This is a genomic window from Arthrobacter sp. zg-Y844, assembly GCF_024385465.1.
Lineage (GTDB): Bacteria > Actinomycetota > Actinomycetes > Actinomycetales > Micrococcaceae > Arthrobacter_B.
On the sequence record NZ_JANFLS010000004.1, the window covers coordinates 365,926 to 385,327 of the forward strand.

Below are 19,402 nucleotides of genomic sequence, written 5' to 3' on the forward strand. Positions count from 1 at the left end.
CGTGCACCCGTTTCGCGGTGGTGCGGATGCCCAAGGGACACCAGAAGAGGACCGCACCCAGCGGCCCCCTCGACACGAAAAGAACGGCGGTACCATTCCATGGCTTCGACCAAATCCAAGCTGGATCCCATCATCTCCCTGGCCAAGCGCCGGGGGTTCGTCTTCCAGTCGGGAGAGATTTACGGCGGGTCCCGGTCCGCCTGGGATTACGGCCCCCTGGGTGTCGAACTCAAGGAAAACATCAAGAAGCAGTGGTGGCAGCACATGGTCCGCGGCCGCGACGACGTCGTCGGGCTGGATTCCGCCGTCATCCTTCCGCGCCAGGTCTGGGAAGCTTCCGGGCACGTTGAGGTGTTCTCGGATCCGCTGGTGGAGTGCCTGAGCTGCCACAAGCGCTACCGGGCCGACCACCTCGAAGAGGCCTACGAGGAAAAGAAGGGCCACGCCCCCGAAAACGGCCTGGCCGACATTGCCTGCGCCAACTGCGGCACCAAGGGCCAGTGGACCGAACCGCAGGAATTCTCCGGCCTGCTCAAGACCTTCCTCGGCCCCGTGGCCAATGAAGAAGGCATGCATTACCTGCGCCCCGAAACCGCGCAGGGCATCTTCGTGAACTTTAACAACGTGCTGACCACTTCGCGCAAGAAGCCGCCGTTCGGCATCGGCCAGATCGGCAAGAGCTTCCGCAACGAAATCACGCCGGGCAACTTCATTTTCCGCACCCGCGAGTTCGAGCAGATGGAAATGGAGTTCTTCGTCGAGCCGGGCACGGACGAGGAATGGCATAAGTACTGGATCGAAAACCGGTTCAACTGGTACACCGAACTGGGCATCAACCCGGAGAACCTGCGCCTCTTTGAGCACCCGCTGGAGAAGCTCAGCCACTACTCCAAGGGCACCACCGACGTCGAATACCGCTTCGGTTTCGCCGGCTCCGAGTGGGGCGAGCTCGAGGGCATCGCCAACCGCACCGACTTCGACCTCGGCACGCACTCCAAGCACTCCGGCACGGACCTGAGCTACTTCAACCAGGCCACGAACGAACGCTTCACCCCGTACGTGATCGAGCCCGCCGCCGGCCTGACCCGTTCCTTCATGGCGTTCCTCGTGGACTCCTACACCGAGGACGAGGCACCCAACGCGAAGGGCGGCGTCGACAAGCGCACCGTCCTGAAGCTGGATCCGCGCCTGGCACCGGTCAAGGCCGCCGTGCTGCCGCTGAGCCGCAACGAAGACCTTTCGCCCAAGGCGAAGGACCTCGCCGCGCAGCTGCGCCGCAACTGGAACATCGACTTCGACGACGCCGGCGCCATTGGCCGCCGCTACCGCCGCCAGGACGAAATCGGCACCCCGTTCTGCATCACCGTGGACTTCGACACCCTCGAAGACCAGGCCGTGACGGTCCGCGAACGCGACACCATGGCGCAGGAGCGCGTGAGCCTGGACAAGGTCGAGGGCTACCTGGCCGAACGGCTGATCGGCGCGTAATGGCTATTTCGTTCCGCGAATGGCGGGAAGACGACGATCTCAAGCTCAACCAGCTCTGGGGCGACCCGGAGAGTGCGCAGGCCGGGCAGTTCCGTGCCGTGCTGCGTCCGTCCTCCAATGAGCCGTGGAGCCGCTGCATCGTGGCCGAAGACGACGGCATTCCGGTAGCAGCCGGCGTTGTCTACGAGACGAGCCTGCACCCGGACCGGCTGTGGGCCTACGTGGAGGTAGCCCGGGAAAACCGGCGCATCGGCCTGGGCACCACCCTGCTGGGCATGCTGCGCAAGGAAGCCGAGTCGGCGCCGTCGGGCGTGACCCGGCTCCGCGCCAAGGTGGAGCCGGGCACCCCGGCCGCCGGGTTCGCCGAAGCAGCCGGGCTCGCCCCGATCCAGCGGTCCTGCGTGGTGCTGGTGGAACCCGGCAAGCTGAAGCTGCCGGTGTTCACCGACGACGGACCCCAGCTGGACGAAGCGGCCACCGGTTCGGTGGAGCTCACCCAGGCAGTCACGCAGTTCTACAACGCCGTGCATGACTGGGACCGCGCCGACATGACCCTCGGCAAGGCCCAGCAGATGCTGCTCAACGACGCCACCGGTGCTTCCGGCGCCGTGGTGCTGCGGGACAAGCCGAAGAAGGACGGCGGGAAGATCGCCGCCTTCGCCGTGAGCTACACGCAGGAACGCACGGACGAACCCGCCGATGTGCTGGTGGGGTATGACACCACCCTGGACCTCGACGAGGCGCAGGCCGCAGTCGAGTCCCTGGTGGCGATGCTCGCGTACCAGTACCCGGTGCAGCTGGAAGTGGACGAGTCCATGACCGCAGTTGTCCGGGCCCTGGAACCGCTGATCAAGGCGGGCGTGGCCCGGCAGGTCGGCAGCGAAACGCTGATCCTCAGCGACTAGCCTGTCCTGGAACGAAAAGAGGCGGCCCCCGCACCATGCGGGGGCCGCCTCTTTGGTGTCAGGGGTCAGGACTGCAGCCGCCCGGACAACGCATAAAGCACGGCTGCGGCCACATCATCCACGGAACGTTCCGGATCGAACACCAGCCAGTCCAATGCACCCATCAAAGTGGCGCCAAAGACGCTGCCGGCAATCAGGGTCAGCCGGTCCGATCCGCCGTCGGGCAGGCCGGCGGGCCCGCCGGTCTGACGGATGGGCTCCACGAACTCGGCCAGCGCCTCCTGCCGCAGCAGGTGCAGGGAGTGCTGCCAGGTCCGGTCTGTGCGCAGGATCTCCGCAGCCATGAGTTTGGCCAGGGCGCGGTTTTCGGACAGCAGCTCCAGCAGGGCGCGGACCATCGACTCGATGGCCTGCCAACCGGCCAGGCCGCTGCGCGCGTTCCGGAGGCACTCGGTCAGGGCACCCACACCCTCCAGCAGGAGCTTCTCGAAGAGCTTGTCCTTGGAGGAGAAGTTGTAATAGAGGCTGCCCTTGGCCACCCCGGCCCGTTCGGCCACGTCGTCCATGGTGGTTCCGGAGATGCCGTTGGCGGCGGCCAGGTCCAATGCGGCGTCGAGGATGGCGCGCTTGGTGCCGGATTCGCGGGGCATGCGGTAATGGGTCCTTAGGCGGAAGGGAAATACTGTCCCTTCGATCTTAGATGCCGCCGGGCCCGCGCCGGACTACGGTGCCGGTGCGGGTGCCTCCGGAGGGATCACGGGAGGTTCGAAGCTGAAGGTCATGCCCAGCAGCCAGACCAGCAGCAGCACCACCGGGAGGTGGATGGTGAACTGCAGGAAAGTGAATCCCACCAGGTCCCGGGCCCGCAGCTTCAAGACCGCCAGCAGCGGGAGCATAAAGAAGGGGTTCACCAGGTTCGGCAGGGCCTCGGCTACGTTGTAGATCTGCACGGTCCAGCCCAGGTTCATTTCGACGTCGGTGGCGGACTGCATCACGTAGGGTGCCTCCACCAGCCACTTCCCGCCGCCGGATGGAACAAAGACGCCGAGGATGACGGTATAGACCGCAATCACCACGGCAAAGCCGCCGCCGGAACCGATGCTCGTGAAGAACTCGGCCAGATGCGCGGAGACGGTCATGCCGCCCGATCCCTCCGCCTTGGTCAGGATGGCCGCCATGGCCGCATACAGGGGGAACTGCACCAGGATGCCGGCGGTTGCCGGAACGGCCTTGGTCACCGCCTGGAGGAAGTTGCGCGGGGTGCCGTGCAGCACCAGGCCCAGGACCAGGAAGACCAGCAGGTAGCCGTTCAGGCTTGAGATCACTGTCAGGAAGGGCTTGGTCACGAACTGCGATACCAGCCAGCCCACGGTGAGCAGGCCCAGCAGCACCGGCAGGATACGGCTGTACTCGAGCCACTCGCCGGGACGCTCGCGCTTGGCCGCCGGTTCCGGGGAATCGTCCAGGTCCACGCCGAGGTCCTGCGCCGTGCGGATGGCAGCCCCGCGCGGAGCGGAGAAATGGGCAATGAGGGTGGTCAGCGCGATGAGGATGGCGCAGGTCAGCAGGGACTGCCACGTGAAGATGGTCTTGCCGAAGTCCAGCACCCCGGTGACCTCCAGCAGTGCCGGCGGCAGGGAGGCCGCCGTCGCCTGCAGCTGGGCGGCTGAGGAAGAGAGCCCCAGCGCCCACACGGCGCCCAGCCCCATAAACGCCGCTGCTCCCAGGGCGCGGTAGTCCACCTGGAGGTCGCGCCGGCGGGCAATCGCCCGTGCCAGCAGCCCGCCGAAGACCAGGCTGAGCCCCCAGTTCAGGAAGGACACGGACATGGACAGGAAAGCCACAAAGCTGACGGCGGTTGCCGCGGTCTGCGGAACCAGCGCCAGCCGGGCGATCAGCCGCGCCACCGGCGGGGACGTGGCCACGGTGTAGCCGGTGAGCACCACCATGGCCATCTGCAGGGTAAAGGCCGTGAGGTCCCAGAATCCGTTGCCGAAGGAGTCCACCACGGCCTGCGGCGAGGAACCGTTCAGCAGGGCCGCCAAGGCAACAAGGACCACGCCGCCGAGGGCGAAGACATAAGCATCCGGGAACCATTTCTCCGTCCAGCGGGCCATCACCTGGGCTACCCGGGCCAGCCCCTTCTCGGACGGTGCGAGGTGCTCTTGGCAGCGGTGGTCATGGGAAACCTCGAATCTTCGGTTGCAGCGGCGAAACCGATGTGATGCGGAAGTGAAAAGTGATGCAGATCACCAGCACGCTAGGGGTGCAGGGAACCGGTGTCAATTCCCCGCACCGGCAGCGTTGCCCGGGCTCGGCGCGGGGCGGTACCGGATTTGCATCGGCTTGCGAGAATAGAGGGGTGACTGTTTTATCTCCGGAACTCAAGCTTGAGCTTCCCCCTCTGCAATTAGGCCCGATCACCGTGGACACCCCGGTGATCCTGGCACCCATGGCCGGCATCACCAACAAGGCCTTCCGCCGGCTCTGCCGCGAATACGGGGGAGGGCTGTACGTGACTGAAATGGTCACCTCCCGCGCCCTCGTGGAACGCTCGCCGGAATCCATGCGGATCATCAAGCACGACGACGACGAAAAGGTCCGCTCCGTCCAGCTCTACGGCGTGGATCCCAAGACCGTCGGTGCAGCCGTCCGCCTCCTGGTGGAGGAGGACCGCGCCGACCACATTGACCTGAACTTCGGTTGCCCCGTCCCGAAGGTCACCCGCAAGGGCGGCGGTTCGGCCCTGCCGTGGAAGCTGGACCTGTTCACCGCCATTGTGCAGACGGCGGTGAAGGAAGCCTCCCGGGGCAACGTGCCGCTGACCATCAAGATGCGCAAGGGCATTGACGAGGACCACCTGACGTTCCTTGATGCCGGGAAGATCGCACGCGACTCCGGTGTGGCCGCCGTGACCCTGCACGGACGCACGGCGTCGCAGTTCTACTCCGGCAAGGCCGACTGGTCCGCCATCGCGGAACTGCGCGAAGCCCTGCCGGACATGAACGTCCTGGGCAACGGCGACATCTGGTCCGCCGAAGACGCCATCCGCATGGTGCGCGAAACCGGGGTTGACGGCGTCGTCATCGGACGCGGCTGCCAGGGCCGCCCGTGGCTCTTCGGTGACCTGGAAGCGGCTTTCGAGGGAAGCACCGAGCGGCACCGGCCCGGATTGAAGCAGGTGTCCGACAGCGTGTACCGGCATGCGGAACTGCTGGTGGAGACCTTCGGCGACGAAGTGATTGCCCTGCGTGACATCCGCAAGCACATGGCCTGGTACTTCAAGGGCTACGTAGTAGGGGGAGACCTCCGCGCTAAACTGGCCACGGTACCGTCCCTGGCGGTACTCCGTGAACTACTGGACCAGCTGGACCCCGATGCTCCCTACCCCGGCACAGACGCCGAGGGACCGCGCGGACGGGCCGGAACACCCAAAAAGACAGCGTTGCCGGAAGGCTGGCTGGACGGGCGGGAACTCAACGCCGCCCAGAAATCCATCATCTCGGCAGCCGAACTCGACGTATCAGGCGGCTAAAGCAACCCATGACCTTCCCGCAGGCAGTCCAAACCGCAGGCTATACCGAAGTTGACCTGGCCCGCTGGGTTACGGAACCGGCGAAAAACACCAACCGCACGCAGTTCGGCCGCGACCGTGCGCGGGTGCTGCATTCCTCCGCGCTGCGCCGGCTGGGTGCCAAGACCCAGGTGGTCGCCCCGGACACGGACGACTTCGTCCGCACCCGGCTGACGCACAGCCTCGAAGTTGCGCAGGTGGGCCGGGAACTGGGCAATGCGCTCGGCTGCGATCCCGACGTCGTCGACGCCGCGTGCCTGTCCCATGACCTGGGGCACCCGCCCTTCGGCCACAACGGCGAAACCGCGCTGAACGACATTGCGCATGCGATCGGCGGCTTCGAAGGAAACGCACAGACGCTGCGGCTGCTGACCCGGCTGGAACCGAAGATCATTGCTCCCGACGGCACGCCTGCCGGGTTGAACCTGACCCGGGCCAGCCTGGACGCCGCCACCAAATACCCGTGGTCCATTGCGGATGCTCCGATCGTCAACGGGCACCGCACCACCAAGTTCGGTGTCTACGAGGATGACCTCCCTGTCTTCACCTGGCTGCGCGACGGCGCTCCGGACGGACGTTCCTGCCTTGAGGCGCAGGTGATGGACCTGGCGGACGACATCTCCTACTCGGTGCACGACGTCGAAGACGCGATAGTCGCCGGCCACGTCCAGCTCAAGTGGCTGGACAATCCCGACCAGCGTGCACGCGTGGTCGGCTACACGCAGCAGTGGTACCTGCCCGGTGTTGAAGCCGCCGCCATTGATGCCGCCCTCGCCCGGCTGGAAGCCACCAACGTGTGGGTGCGCGAATCGGACGGCAGCCGCCGTGCGATGGCGGCCCTGAAGGACATGACCAGCCAGCTCATCGGCCGGTTCTGCAACAGCGCCCTCGAAGCGACGCGGGGCATCTACGGCACCGATCCGCTGACCCGGTACAACGCCGAAATGGTGGTCCCCGAGGTCACCCAGCTGGAAATCGCCGTCATGAAGGGCCTGGCCACCACGTTCGTCATGACCACTGACCAGCGCCAGCCCCTGTACGAACGCCAGCGTGAAATCCTCACTGCCCTTGTCGCCCAGCTCTCCGCCACCGGGGACAAGCACCTGGACCCGATGTTCGCGGCGGACTGGCGGGACGCGCCCGACGACGGCGCCCGGCTGCGCGTCGTCGTCGACCAAGTGGCCTCGCTGACGGACGGTTCGGCCCTTGCCCTGCATGAGCGGCTGGTAGGACCGGTTCCGGCGCTCTGGTAGGGATTGCAGTTCGGGGCTGACGACGGCATTTTCGGGCAGCTCTCTGGTCGGTGGGTCCACCGGCCGTTAGCGTGTGGCGTCCAGAGTCTCCCGAGCCACTGTCGGGAGATGCCCAGCCGGACACGCGTATCGAGGACCCTTATGAGCAGCCAGCTGTCTCCTGCAAAACGCCCACGTCATGTCTTTGCCTGGACACGGACGACCCGAGTCCGGCGGATACTGGTTTTTCTGCTGACCCTGGCCTTGGCCGGGTTTCCCCTGGCTGTGCCGGCACAGGCGCAGATTGTTCCGGAACCGCCGCGGAACGAAGCGCCTGCCGACGCGGCGAATACGGACATCGTGATCACCTCGCTGGGAGCCGGGAGAAGCGTGTCGGGAGGGTTGCCGCCCCTGGGGCAGACCTGGCCCATTGACGCGTACCCCGCCGGTGTCCCGGCCGGGTACCAGACGGAAAACGTCAGCTTTGCCGGCATCATCAATACCCAGGACGCCTACGGCACCACCACCGCCGAGATGTACTGCATCGATCTCCGCACCGCCACGCGGGTCGGGATCGGCTACGAAAACGGCACCTGGGACGAGTCCAACATTCCCAACATCGGCTACGTCAACCGGATCCTGAACAGCTATTACCCGACTACCGACCTCCCGGCAGGCAACGTCAACAACAAAGCCGCCGCTGTGCAGGCTGCCATCTGGTTCTTCACGGACGGGTTTGTCCTCAATCGGCAAAGCAATCTCTATTCGACCGTCGCTGCGATCGTGAATGACACCATCGCAGCCGGCCCCTTGGAGGAACCCGACCCACCGGCTATCGCCATCACGCCGCCGGTCACGGAGGCACCCGTGACCCAAGTGGCAGGGCCGCATACGGTGACGTCGGAAGCGGATGCAATCGAAGTAACGGTGGATGAGGGGTTCAGCCTCTACGCCGACGCCGCCGGAACCGTTCCGCTGAACAGTCCGGTGCCCAGCGGCACGCAGGTCTGGGTGCGCAGCGACACGGGTGCAACAGGACCGGCAAACCTCACGGCCCGGGCAGCGGTCACCGTCCCCACGGGAAACGTCTACCTGTACGACGCGGCAACGCCTGGGGTGGAGAATGCACAGAAGCTGATCCTCGCGGTTACACGTGAGCTCAGCTCCAACGCGACGGCGGCGGCCGCCTTCACCGAGGTGGGCTCCCTTACCGTCACGAAGACGATTGCCGGCCCGGCCGCCGGCAGCCAGGATGCCGTAGTTATCAATATCGACTGCGGCACCGGGAACCAGTTCACCTTCACCATCGACGCGGAGGCCACCGGCACACTCTCCGAGACCTTCAACGATATTCCTGCGGGCTCCACCTGCACCGTCACCGAACCGACCAACGGAGAGAACGACAGCGTCCAAGTCAGCACCATCCTGCCCGGCGCCGTCACGATCGTGTCCGGAACCACTGTGACGGCGGCGGTCACGGACACCTATACCTTTACGCCGGGAACGCTGGTGGTGACCAAGACCAATACCGGGGAGGCCGCCGGCGCACAGGGCGAGGTGACGATCTCGGTCGTCTGCACCCTGGACGGGACCACCGTGGTGGACACCACGGTGACCATTCCGGCCGGAACCATTACCCCCGAGGCGGCCGAATTCCCCGACCTTGAAGCCGGCACCAGCTGTACCGTGACGGAAACGGTTGACGGTTCAAGCGAAGCCGTGGCCGTTACCGTGACCGGGGAAGGGACCGTAACGGTTCCGGCCGCAAGCAGCGTTACTGTCGCCCTGACCAATGACTACACCTTCACCACCGGAACCCTCGCCGTCCGAAAGGACATCGCCGGGGCCGGGGCCGGACGGCAGGGCGTCGTCACACTGCAGGTGACCTGCACCGCCGGGGGTGCGACAGTCCTGAACGAGACGGTGACCGTTGAGGCCGGCACCACTGAACCGGCCACCGAGGAGTTCGAGAACCTGCCAACGGGAGCCAGCTGCACGGTCACCGAGACCGCCGACGGCGCCACCACCCAGGTCAGTGTGGAAACCGTGGCTGATCCTGCGGGCGGAACGGTAACGATTCCTTCCGGTGCCGGTGTGGAGGTGACCGTGACGAATACCTACACGGTGAACCCCGGTGCCCTGACCGTCGACAAGGTGATCGCCGGCCCGGCAGCCCGGGAGCAGGGGCCCATTACTGTCGAGGTCGTCTGCACCGCAGACGGAGAAGAGGTGATCCGGCAGGACATCACGATCGAAGCAGGTGCCGGAGGGACCGTTCCCCGCACGGTCAACGGAATCCCGGAAGGTGCCAGCTGTGCGGTCACCGAACCGGGAACGGGTGAAACGCCCGCGGTGGGTGTCACCGTCGACCTGCCCGACGACGTGACCATAGCCGCCGGGGAGACGGCGGAAGCCACCGTCACCAACACTTACGCGGTGAACCCGGGGTCCTTGACCGTCACCAAAGTCATTGCCGGTGAGGCGGCAGGAAACCAGGATTCGGTGGAGATCGATGTCCTGTGCACCCTGGACGGGGAGACGGTGTTCGAAGAGACCTCACAGATTCCGGCCGGTACTACCGAAGACGTGGGTGCGGAGTTTTCGAATATCCCGGCAGGAGCCTCCTGCTCCATTACGGAGCCGGTGACCGGGGCCACCGCCGCCGTCACCGTGGACTCTGATCTGCCCGGCGACGTCGAAATTCTCGCGGGCGATACCGTCGCCGCCACGGTGACGAATACCTACAGCTTTGCGCCGGGTACGCTGGCCGTCACCAAGGTGTTTGCCGGTGACGCGGCAGGAGCGCAGGGCGAGGTGGTGCTGCAGGTGACCTGCGGACCGGATGGATCGGTCCTGGACGAAACCGTGGCCATTCCGGCCGGAACGGCCGAAACGGTGACCACCAACTTCGCGGACCTGCCCGCCGACACGGAATGCACCGTCACCGAAACCGAAACCGGTGCCACGGCTACGGTCTCCGTGGACACGGTGATCACCGACCCGGTCACCATCCCGGCCGCCGGCGGTGCGGAACTGACGGTCACTAATACGTACGGCTTCAACCCGGGCGTGCTGGTGGTCACCAAGGTCATTACCGGTGCTGCCGCGGGTGAGCAGGGTGAAGTGGTCCTGGAAGTCCGGTGCGGCACGGACGGGTCCTCCCTGGACGAGACGGTAACCATCCCTGCCGGTGCCACGGGGGAAGTGACCACCCAATTCGACGGCCTTACTGCAGGCGCCGAATGCACGGTGACGGAAACCAGTACCGGCGCCACCTCTGCCGTGCGGGTGGAATCCGAGCTGCCCGATCCGGTGAGCGTGCCGGCAAACGGCACCGCCTCCGCCATCGTGACCAACACCTATGCCTTCGTGGAGTCGCCGGCCCCGACTCCGGCTCCGGAGCCTGAACCCCGCCCGGTGCCTGCACCGGAGCAGCCGGGCCGTTCAGGGCTCCCATCGACCGGCCTGTCGATATCCACTGGTATCTACCTGGCGCTTGGAGCCGGCCTGTGCCTGATGGGTGCCTTGGGTATCTACCTCACCCGGCGCCGGACGGAGGACTGAGCCAACAGGTCCGGACACCGGACGTCTTCAGCGCCCGGGGCTGCGGTCCCGGGCGCTGAGCGCGTCCGCTATTGATCCACGGGCCGGTTTGGCGGGGAAGAATAGACTGGATGCTATGGCCGGACTGATCAAGCGTGAAGACATCGATGAAGTGCGGCTGCGCACTGATATCAAGGCCGTGATCGACGGTTACGTGACCCTGAAGTCGGCGGGTATCGGTTCCTTCAAGGGACTGTGCCCCTTCCACGACGAGCGCTCGCCGTCCTTCCATGTCCGCCCCCAGGTAGGCACGTACCACTGCTTCGGCTGCGGTGAGAGCGGCGACGTCATCTCCTTCGTCCAGAAGATGGACCACGGCACCTTCTCCGAAACCGTGGAGAAACTCGCCGCCCGGCTCGGCTACGAGCTGCACTACGAAGACGGCGGCACCGGGCCGCGCCGGGAAGACGTCGGCAAACGCCAGCGCCTGCTGGACGCGCACAAGGTGGCGGCCGAGTTCTTCCGCAGCCAGCTCGGCACCCAGGGAGCCGCCGCTGCCCGGAACTTCCTGCAGGAACGCGGCTTCGACCCGGCAGCAGCGGAGCACTTCGGGGTCGGCTACGCACCGCAGGGCTGGGATTCGCTGCTCAAGCACCTCACGTCGAAGGGCTTCACCCGCGAGGAACTGGCTGAGACCGGAATGTTCTCCACCGGCTCGGACGCCTCCCGGTTCTATGACCGCTTCCGGGGTCGGCTGATCTGGCCTATCCGCGACCTCACCGGTGCCGTGATCGGTTTCGGCGCGCGCAAGCTCTACGAAGATGACCAGGGCCCCAAGTACCTCAACACTCCCGAAACGCCGCTCTACAAGAAATCGCAGGTCCTTTACGGCATCGACCTGGCTAAACGGGACATCGCCAAGACCCGGCAGCTGGTGGTCGTGGAAGGCTACACCGACGTGATGGCGTGCCACCTCGCAGGCATCACCACCGCCGTCGCCACCTGCGGCACTGCCTTCGGCACCGACCACATCAAGATCGCCCGCCGGCTGCTCTCCGACGACGGCACCGGGGGAGAGGTCATCTTCACCTTCGACGGCGACGCCGCGGGACAGAAGGCAGCACTGCGGGCCTTCGAAGAGGACCAGCGCTTCACCGCCCAGACCTACGTGGCCGTGGACCCCAACGGCATGGACCCGTGCGACATCCGCCAGACCCACGGCGACTCCGCGGTTGCCGAACTGATCTCGTCCCGCCGCCCGCTGTTCGAGTTCGCTATCCGCTCCACGCTGCGTAAGTTCGACCTCAACACCGTGGAGGGCCGCGTTTCAGCACTGCGCGCGGCGGCGCCGGTGGTGGCGGACATCCGTGACCCGGCCATGCGCCCCGCGTACGCGCGGGAACTCGCGGGATGGCTCGGAACCGACGTCGACGACGTCAGCCGCGCCGTCAATGCCGCAGCCAAGCGCGGAACGGCGGGGTCGGGCGGAGACAATAGCGGCCAGAAGGTACCGGCCGGACGCAGCCCGGAAGGGCAGCAGGGTCGGCAGCAGTACGGCCAGCGAGGGGGCCAGCAGCAATACGGCCAGCAGCAATACGGCCAGCAGCGTGGGGGCCAGCAACAATACGGCCGGCGCGATGAGCAACCGCCGCGCCAGTGGCAGGGCCAGCAGGGCGGGCAGCCGGAGCCGGAGCCGTCATCCGGGTTCAGCCGTCCCAACCCGAATGATCCCGCTGCCCGGATGGAACGGCAGGCACTGGAAGTCGCCCTGCAGCAGCCGGGCATGCTCGACGACGGACAATGGGAACGCTTCAAGGCGGCCCGGTTCACGGTTCCGGCCTACGTGGCTGTCCACGACGCAATCCGTGCTGCCGGGGAAGCCGGAACCGCGCCCGCCGCCTGGGTGGAACGGGTGCGCGAGGAACTGCCGGAGCCGATGCGCGGTTTCGTCAGCGAGCTGGCCGTGACGCCGCTGCCGGCCCGCGACGCCGATGCGCTGGCCCTGTACTGCCGGGACATTTTGAACCGGCTCTTCGAACTGCAGGTGACACACCTCAAGGCCGAAAAGCTGGGGCAGCTGCAGCGCCTGGACCCCAACGCCGATCCGGAACTGTTCCACCAGCTCAATCGTGAGCTCATGGAGCTGGAGATGCAGCGCCGGGCCCTGCGGGGAGACCAGTAACCGCCCGGATTCCTCCGGCAGGGTGCCGATTTCGTTTCGGCGCAGAATCTCTGTAAAGTAAAACCTGCCGCTTTCCCCCGTAGCTCAATTGGCAGAGCATTCGACTGTTAATCGAAGGGTTACTGGTTCGAGTCCAGTCGGGGGAGCAACTAAGAAGGCCCCTGATCTGCAGCTATGCAGGTCGGGGGTCTTTTTTGTGCTGCCCGAGCCCGCCAAGCATGGTGCCGAGGCCCGCGGCGAGGACGTGGGCCCGGGGGAGCGGTATCCACCAGCAGGTCCAGGCTGCGGGTGGCCCGCCGTGCTCCGGATCCGGCTCGCCGGCGTCCCAGCGGGCCGCCGGATCCATGGCAGGAACCTCCAGCAGGAAGAAGTGCCGGGTCGCAATCTCCTGCCGCATCGGCCGCAGGTCGTACCGGGACTCACCGAGATATGCCGAGACCTTGCCGGGTAATCCGGTTTCTTCCTGCAGTTCGCGGACTGCGGCATCGGCCGGCTCTTCACCGGGCCGGATCGTTCCCGCCGGAACCTGCACGCCCGTGACTTCCAGGGGCACTTCCTTATGGGTAAACACCAGCAGGTGGCCCTGCTGTACCGCATAGCAGACGGCTTTCCGGGTATGCGTGATCATGCGCAACTGTCTCATGCCGGAGTCCGGCGGTCGTTCTTCGATGTATTCATTGACGGGGTGGAGAGCCGGGCGGATACTCCCCGTATGAACGTCGACGAGGCGGGATAGTGCGGCAGGAACCGCCGACAAACGGCGGCAGGGACTCGAGCGCGAGGTGGTGGAAGCGGCCTGAGATCGTTCTGGGAGTGCCTGGCTTAGCTATCGCGGCATGGACCTTGGCAGCGGAGCTGCAGCCGCCGGCTGACCCTGTTGCCGAGTGCCGGAAGCAACACCCCGAGGCGGACGGCACCCCGGTCCAAGTGGACCAAGTGGACCAAGTGGGCCAAGGACAACCGCCCGCTTATGTGATCAGAGGATGCAAGCAGCCCGGGACTCCGGGAGTGGGGGAGGACGGGCTCTGGCAGGTTGACCTCAGCATCTATGCCGTCCCGGGTGCGTCCTTAGTGGACCCTGTTACCCAAGCGGAATTGTTTCTCACCGACTGCCCTGTCCTAGACCTTGGTTATCATTACTCCCGGGGACACTTGGCGGGCAACAACCGCCTCGTCGTTCAGATGGGGCAGGTGGTCTTTGCCGGGAACGGGGAACCGGCGAGTATCCCCACGGAAGCGGGTGCGCTCGTGGGCGTCGAAGAGTTAACCCCCTTACCCGATCGGCTGATAGTGCTCAACCACGGCAGAAACCAGTTGACAACGGTCAGTTGTGAACCGCTGTCAGCCCCGTCAGCCGGGGGTGGGTAGGTCGACGCCGTGGTGGGCCGACCGGTACGAATGGGTGGAACACCTCCAGGGAGGTGTGGTTCGGAAGGACCGGAAACTTCCTGTATAGTTGAGGACGCCGCTTTCCCCCGTAGCTCAATTGGCAGAGCATTCGACTGTTAATCGAAGGGTTACTGGTTCGAGTCCAGTCGGGGGAGCCAGCAAAGGGTCTGTGACCGGGTTTCCCGTGTCTCAGGCCCTTTTTCGTGGGCGCTTCAGCGGTCCTCCCGCGGTGTGTCTGGATCCCCGCACTTTGTCCGGTTTCCTGCGGTGCGCGGCGCAGGGATCTGTACAAACCGCAGGGATGCACCCGCACCCGGGGGGATTAGCTCGCGCGCCAAATGGACGGCTGGCCCATTCCTGCGCTTACACTGGCAGTTATCGCGCCCGGCAGGGCAGTTCCGGCATCCCCGGACCCCGCCCCCGGCCGCTAAGGCATCCCATCCTGTTGCCTCTGGCCCGGAGCCCCACGGCTTCCGGTATCCGCCGTCCCTGTGCCCGTTCATCCCGGGCCCGCACGGCGGGACCTTCCCTGGAACCAACAGCTGGAGCACACCGCTATGCCTACACCAGAAACTCCTTCACCCGCGCCCGCCGCCGCCAATTTGAACAGTGCCGATCCCATTACGGCCGAAGAAATCCTTGCCGCACACAAGGGAGGGAAACTCTCCGTGGAAACCCGGCTGCCGCTGGATTCCAAGCGGGCACTGTCCATTGCCTACACGCCGGGTGTCGCCCAGGTCAGCCGGGCCATCGCCGCCGACCCGGAACTGGCCGCAACCCACACCTGGGCCTCCCGGCTGGTGGTGGTGGTCAGCGACGGCACCGCCGTCCTGGGCCTGGGGGATATCGGTGCGGCCGCGTCCCTGCCGGTGATGGAAGGGAAATCCGCTCTCTTCCGCACCTTCGGCGGCCTGAACTCGATTCCGCTGGTGCTGGATACCACCAACGTGGACGAAATCATCGAAACCCTCGTCAGGCTGCGGCCCAGCTACGGAGCCGTGAACCTGGAGGATATCTCCGCGCCGCGCTGCTTCGAACTGGAGCAGCGGTTGATCGAAGCGCTGGACTGTCCCGTAATGCACGACGACCAGCACGGCACCGCCATTGTGGTGCTGGCAGCACTGCGCAACGCCGCCCGCGTGACCGGCCGGGAACTGCGGGACCTGCGGGTGGTGATTTCCGGCGCCGGCGCTGCCGGGGTAGCATGCGCCAACATCCTGCTGGAGGCGGGGATTGCCGACGTCGTTGTGCTGGACTCACAGGGCATCGTTTCGGATTCCCGGAGCGGACTCACCAGCATCAAGGCGGACCTGGCCGCCCGGACCAATCCGCGGGGCGTCGACGGCGGTGCGGCCGAGGCGCTGAAGGGTGCAGACGTTTTTGTCGGCGTCTCCTCGGGAACGGTCCCGGAGGAGGTCCTGTCCGGCATGGCACCCGAAGCCATCATTTTTGCCCTGTCCAACCCCGATCCTGAAGTCCATCCGGACATCGCCCGCCGGCACGCCGCCGTCGTCGCCACCGGCCGCAGCGACTTTCCCAACCAGATCAACAACGTCCTGGCCTTTCCGGGCGTCTTCCGTGGCGCGTTGGACAGCGGCGCCCGCCGAATCACCGCCCGGATGAAGGTTGCCGCGGCTGCGGCAATTGCGGATCTCGTGGGGGAGGACCTGCACGCGGAATACATCGTGCCCAGCCCGTTGGATCCCAGGGTGTCACCTGCCGTGGCAGCAGCCGTGGCGGCGGCATCAGGATAACCGGCTGCGGTCGAAGCAAAGCCGGGGCCGTGTGAAGTGGACGACATTGGGCATGTTCCCCTTCCACGGTTCCGGTGCCCCGACGGGGTGCTCCGCCCGGTGCCTGCGCCGGAATTCCAGGGCGGGGACCTCCAGCCGGGGCGGATCGATGGGTGCGTATCTGTTGCTGGAGGCGTGCTCCGGCTACCGTGCATGAACAAGCATGCTTAGTGTTATGCGTAGGCTTAAGTGTTTTGACACCAGTCACATGTACGAAGCTAGTTGAGTAGAAAACGAGGAACGGTCGATGGGCGCGACGCAGCCAGGACCTAACAAAGGCGGATCCGAACGGGTGGCCCACCCCGGCAAGGTGATCGGCGTCACCGTTGCCGCAGCGGTGGGCGGGTTGCTCTTCGGGTTCGATACCGCAGTGATCAACGGTGCGGTGGATGCCATCGGCGAGGAATTCACGCTCAGCCCGGGCATCCTCGGCTTTACCGTGGCCATCACGCTGCTCGGCTGTGCTGCCGGTGCATGGTTTGCCGGCCAGCTGGCGGACAAGCTGGGCCGGAAACTGGTTATGGTCGGTGCCGCGGTGCTGTTTGCGGCGAACTCCGTGGGCTCGGCACTGGCCTTCTCGGAGTGGGACCTCATGCTGTGGCGTCTGATCGGCGGCCTGGCCATCGGTACCGCGTCCGTCATCGCCCCCGGTTACATTGCCGAAGTAGCACCCGCAAAATGGCGCGGTGCGCTGGGTTCAGTCCAGCAGCTGGCAATCACGATCGGCATTTTTGCCGCCCTGCTCTCCGACGCCTTCCTGGCGAACACCGCAGGCAGCGCGCTCGGCGAACTGTGGTGGGGCCTGCCGGCCTGGCGCTGGATGCTGCTGGTCGGCGTCGTCCCCGCCATTGTCTACGGTGTCCTGGCACTGACCATTCCGGAATCCCCGCAGTACCTGGTCCGGAAGAACCGCGACGCAGAAGCCGCCAAGGTGCTCACCAGCATCTCCGGTGTGACGGATACGGACCGCAAGATCGCCGACATCCGCGACAGCTTCAAGAGCCCGCAGCCGACGTTCCGGGACCTGCGCGGTCCCAAGTTCGGGCTCCAGCCCATCCTCTGGGTCGGTATGGCCATTGCCGCATTCCAGCAGCTGGTCGGCATCAATGCGATCTTCTACTACTCCACCACTCTGTGGCGGTCCGTGGGCTTCAGCGAAAGCGATTCCTTCACGACGTCGGTGATCACCTCGATCGTGAACGTCGTGATGACTCTGGTTGCCATCGCCTTCGTGGACCGCATCGGCCGCCGCAAACTGCTGATGATCGGCTCGGCCGGTATGTTCGTGGGCCTGCTGGCAGCCACGGTTTCGTTCTTCCAGGCCGTGGACGTAGACGGTGAAGTCTCCCTGCCCGGCATCTGGGGTCCGGTTGCCCTGGTGGGCGCGAACCTGTTCGTGGTCTTCTTTGCGGCGACCTGGGGGCCGGTCATGTGGGTAACCCTGGGCGAGGTCTTCCCGAATAACATCCGGTCCCTGGCCCTGGGCCTGGGCGCGATGGTCAACTGGATCTTCAATTTCATTGTTACCCTTGCCTTCCCGTGGGTCAGCGATAACTTCGGGGTCTGGATCATGTACGCCATCTTTACCGCGTTCGCGGTGCTGTCCTTCTGGTTCGTGAAGACCAAACTTCCCGAGCTGTCCGGCCGCGAACTCGAGGACCGCGAGGGCCTCGAAACGTCCTGACGCGCAGCTGGTGCGGATGGGCAAACTGATAACACTGAGGAGAATGGTAATTTGGGGTTATGGCAACGGTGAATACTGAACAGGGGACGGAGGCTGGGCGCATGAACCGCTCCGCTAGCACTCGGACACAGCGAACGGCGGGAAGCTCGTCGCTGGTTGGGCTGGCGAAAGTCATGGCCCGCCTGACGCCGCGTCAGCTGAATGACGAGTTCGCCCTCGCCACAGCCGAAATGAAGCAAAAGGGCATCAAGGCCGGCGTTGCTGCCGCGTTTATGGTGGTGGCGCTGCTTATGGTCGCCGCGCTGGCCATTTCGCTGCTGGTAGCCGGCATCCTCGCACTGTCGCTGGTCCTGCCGGGCTGGCTGGCTGCCCTGCTGGTTGCCGCGCTGTTCCTGGTGATTGCAGGCATCGCCGGATTCATTGGCTACAGCCGATTCAAGAAGACCCTCCCGCTGCTTCCGGAGGAAGCCATCCGCGGCATCCGCTACGACGTCGGCGTGCTGAAGGAAGGCCGCAGCTTCGATCCGGCCACGCTGGACAAGCCCAAGGAACCGAAGGAAAAGAAGGACAAGAAGGCCGAGAAGGACGACAAGCCTGAAGGCCCGAAGCAGCCCACTCCGGAAGAACTGCGCACCCGTGCGCGGCAGCGCCGCGAGCACCTCGCGGCAGTCCGGGACGGGCTCGGCGAGAAGGTGGACGTCAAGGCCCGCATCCAGGAGCTGAAGTCCCGCCGCGCCGCTGCAGCCCGAGGCAAGGACAGCAGCAGCGACGGTCCCTCCACGGCCGACGACGTGCTGGCCATGATCAAGGAACGCTGGCAGCCGCTTTCGGTAATGGCCGCATCCCTGCTGGCACTGCTCCTGATGTCCCGTCGGCTCGCGCGAAAGTAAGCTGTACTCGTACATCTTTGACGAGGGGAACGGACCGTGATCAGATTTATCGGTGCCGGAGCGCGTCCCGATACGGAAATTACCGTATTGGAACGCTTCTGGACCCTACCGAATCTGGTCACGGTCCTTCGCTTTCTCGGCATCCCCCTGTTTGTGCTGTTCATCAGCCAGGACCGCTACGGGAGTGCGTTCCTCACCCTGGTGGCAGTGGGCTGTACCGACTGGATAGACGGCTACCTGGCCCGCCGGCTGAACCAGGTCTCCGCTACCGGCCAGTGGCTGGATCCGGTCGCCGACAGGCTGGCACTGATCATAGTGGCTGCCACCTTTGTGGCAGACGGCATCGCACCGGCCTGGTTGATCCTGAGCATCGCCATCCCCGACGCCGTCCTGATCGCCAATTCGCTCCTGCTGTTCCGGGGCAACCCCGACCTGCCGGTGAGCATTGTCGGGAAAATCCGCACCGCGTTGCTGCTGTTGGGTGCGCCCCTGCTGCTGCTGGAACGGGTGGAGGGATTTGACCATCACTGGCTCTCGGTTGCAGGTTCCGCCGTGCTGGCACTGGGCTGCATCGGCCACGTTGCGGCGGCCGCCGGATACCTCGTGGCTGCGTGGCGCAAATACCTGCACCAGCGCGAGCATGTACCGGCCGGAACCGGAACCGGCCATGCACCCTAGGACACACTCCGTTTCCCCGCACAGCACGGCAGCACCTGGACCGG

13 protein-coding genes and 2 tRNA genes are annotated in these 19,402 nt (G+C 65.6%); 12 read left to right on the forward strand and 3 right to left on the reverse strand.

The annotated features are described in order from the left end of the window. The first annotated feature begins 99 nt into the window (after positions 1–99). Both NNX35_RS14070 and NNX35_RS14075 read left to right on the forward strand, forming a co-directional pair. Complete coding sequence (locus NNX35_RS14070; protein WP_255767127.1) at positions 100–1,488, forward strand: glycine--tRNA ligase; 1,389 nt, start codon at positions 100–102, stop codon at positions 1,486–1,488. Further along, a complete protein-coding gene (locus tag NNX35_RS14075; RefSeq protein WP_255868089.1) occupies positions 1,488–2,393 on the forward strand; it encodes a GNAT family N-acetyltransferase in 906 nt (301 codons plus the stop codon). Before NNX35_RS14070 ends, NNX35_RS14075 begins: the two co-directional genes overlap by 1 nt. 65 nt (positions 2,394–2,458) lie before the next feature. On the opposite strand, the gene NNX35_RS14080 is transcribed toward NNX35_RS14075, so the two are convergent. Next, positions 2,459–3,043, reverse strand: coding sequence for a TetR/AcrR family transcriptional regulator (locus tag NNX35_RS14080; RefSeq protein WP_255767129.1), 585 nt, complete (start codon positions 3,041–3,043; stop codon positions 2,459–2,461). Between the two features lie 72 nt (positions 3,044–3,115). Continuing rightward, on the reverse strand, positions 3,116–4,531 hold the full coding sequence (locus NNX35_RS14085; RefSeq protein WP_255868165.1) for a short-chain fatty acid transporter: 1,416 nt from the start codon (positions 4,529–4,531) through the stop codon (positions 3,116–3,118). A gap of 104 nt (positions 4,532–4,635) precedes the next feature. Here NNX35_RS14085 and dusB point away from each other — a divergent pair, with 104 nt between their 5' ends. The 5 genes from dusB to NNX35_RS14110 all read left to right on the forward strand — a co-directional run bounded on the left by dusB (position 4,636) and on the right by NNX35_RS14110 (position 13,070). Beyond that, the gene (gene dusB / locus NNX35_RS14090) at positions 4,636–5,928 is read left to right on the forward strand and encodes a tRNA dihydrouridine synthase DusB (RefSeq protein WP_370647075.1); all 1,293 of its coding nucleotides are present in this window, start codon (positions 4,636–4,638) and stop codon (positions 5,926–5,928) included. Positions 5,929–5,936: 8 nt separating this feature from the next. Continuing rightward, the gene (locus NNX35_RS14095; RefSeq protein ID WP_255863387.1) at positions 5,937–7,220 is read left to right on the forward strand and encodes a deoxyguanosinetriphosphate triphosphohydrolase; all 1,284 of its coding nucleotides are present in this window, start codon (positions 5,937–5,939) and stop codon (positions 7,218–7,220) included. 141 nt (positions 7,221–7,361) lie between these two features. Then, entirely contained in the window at positions 7,362–10,763 is a 3,402-nt protein-coding gene (locus NNX35_RS14100; RefSeq protein ID WP_255868090.1) for a thioester domain-containing protein, read from the forward strand. Between the two features lie 115 nt (positions 10,764–10,878). Further along, positions 10,879–12,924, forward strand: a complete 2,046-nt coding sequence (gene dnaG / locus NNX35_RS14105) for a DNA primase (protein ID WP_255868091.1) — start codon at positions 10,879–10,881, stop codon at positions 12,922–12,924. A gap of 73 nt (positions 12,925–12,997) precedes the next feature. Beyond that, positions 12,998–13,070 (forward strand) — tRNA-Asn (locus tag NNX35_RS14110). A gap of 26 nt (positions 13,071–13,096) precedes the next feature. Here NNX35_RS14110 and NNX35_RS14115 read toward each other — a convergent pair. Continuing rightward, a complete protein-coding gene (locus NNX35_RS14115; RefSeq protein ID WP_255868092.1) occupies positions 13,097–13,552 on the reverse strand; it encodes an NUDIX domain-containing protein in 456 nt (151 codons plus the stop codon). Between the two features lie 843 nt (positions 13,553–14,395). Here NNX35_RS14115 and NNX35_RS14120 point away from each other — a divergent pair. From NNX35_RS14120 to NNX35_RS14140, 5 genes are all read left to right on the forward strand, one after another. Continuing rightward, a tRNA-Asn gene (locus NNX35_RS14120) sits at positions 14,396–14,471 on the forward strand. 399 nt (positions 14,472–14,870) lie between these two features. After that, a complete protein-coding gene (locus NNX35_RS14125) occupies positions 14,871–16,067 on the forward strand; it encodes an NADP-dependent malic enzyme (RefSeq protein ID WP_255868093.1) in 1,197 nt (398 codons plus the stop codon). A gap of 286 nt (positions 16,068–16,353) precedes the next feature. Then, positions 16,354–17,790 (forward strand): sugar porter family MFS transporter, encoded by a 1,437-nt coding sequence (locus NNX35_RS14130; RefSeq protein WP_255767137.1) that lies wholly within the window; start codon positions 16,354–16,356, stop codon positions 17,788–17,790. 101 nt (positions 17,791–17,891) lie between these two features. Further along, positions 17,892–18,680 carry a phage holin family protein gene (locus NNX35_RS14135; protein WP_255863382.1) on the forward strand — a complete coding sequence of 263 codons (789 nt, stop codon included), beginning with the start codon at positions 17,892–17,894 and terminating at the stop codon, positions 18,678–18,680. A gap of 36 nt (positions 18,681–18,716) precedes the next feature. Then, on the forward strand, positions 18,717–19,358 hold the full coding sequence (locus NNX35_RS14140; protein WP_255868094.1) for a CDP-alcohol phosphatidyltransferase family protein: 642 nt from the start codon (positions 18,717–18,719) through the stop codon (positions 19,356–19,358). The last annotated feature ends 44 nt before the right edge of the window (positions 19,359–19,402 follow it).

Bases quoted from the DNA above. Each gene is read 5' to 3' on its own strand.
- NNX35_RS14125 (WP_255868093.1), top strand. From the start codon at position 14,871: ATGCCTACACCAGAAACTCCTTCACCCGCGCCCGCCGCCGCCAATTTG.
- NNX35_RS14080 (WP_255767129.1), bottom strand. From the start codon at position 3,043: ATGCCCCGCGAATCCGGCACCAAGCGCGCCATCCTCGACGCCGCATTG.
- NNX35_RS14095 (WP_255863387.1), top strand. From the start codon at position 5,937: ATGACCTTCCCGCAGGCAGTCCAAACCGCAGGCTATACCGAAGTTGAC.
- NNX35_RS14115 (WP_255868092.1), bottom strand. From the start codon at position 13,552: ATGATCACGCATACCCGGAAAGCCGTCTGCTATGCGGTACAGCAGGGC.
- dusB (WP_370647075.1), top strand. From the start codon at position 4,636: ATGCAGATCACCAGCACGCTAGGGGTGCAGGGAACCGGTGTCAATTCC.
- NNX35_RS14135 (WP_255863382.1), top strand. From the start codon at position 17,892: ATGAACCGCTCCGCTAGCACTCGGACACAGCGAACGGCGGGAAGCTCG.
- dnaG (WP_255868091.1), top strand. From the start codon at position 10,879: ATGGCCGGACTGATCAAGCGTGAAGACATCGATGAAGTGCGGCTGCGC.
- NNX35_RS14130 (WP_255767137.1), top strand. From the start codon at position 16,354: ATGGGCGCGACGCAGCCAGGACCTAACAAAGGCGGATCCGAACGGGTG.
- NNX35_RS14075 (WP_255868089.1), top strand. From the start codon at position 1,488: ATGGCTATTTCGTTCCGCGAATGGCGGGAAGACGACGATCTCAAGCTC.
- NNX35_RS14100 (WP_255868090.1), top strand. From the start codon at position 7,362: ATGAGCAGCCAGCTGTCTCCTGCAAAACGCCCACGTCATGTCTTTGCC.
- NNX35_RS14070 (WP_255767127.1), top strand. From the start codon at position 100: ATGGCTTCGACCAAATCCAAGCTGGATCCCATCATCTCCCTGGCCAAG.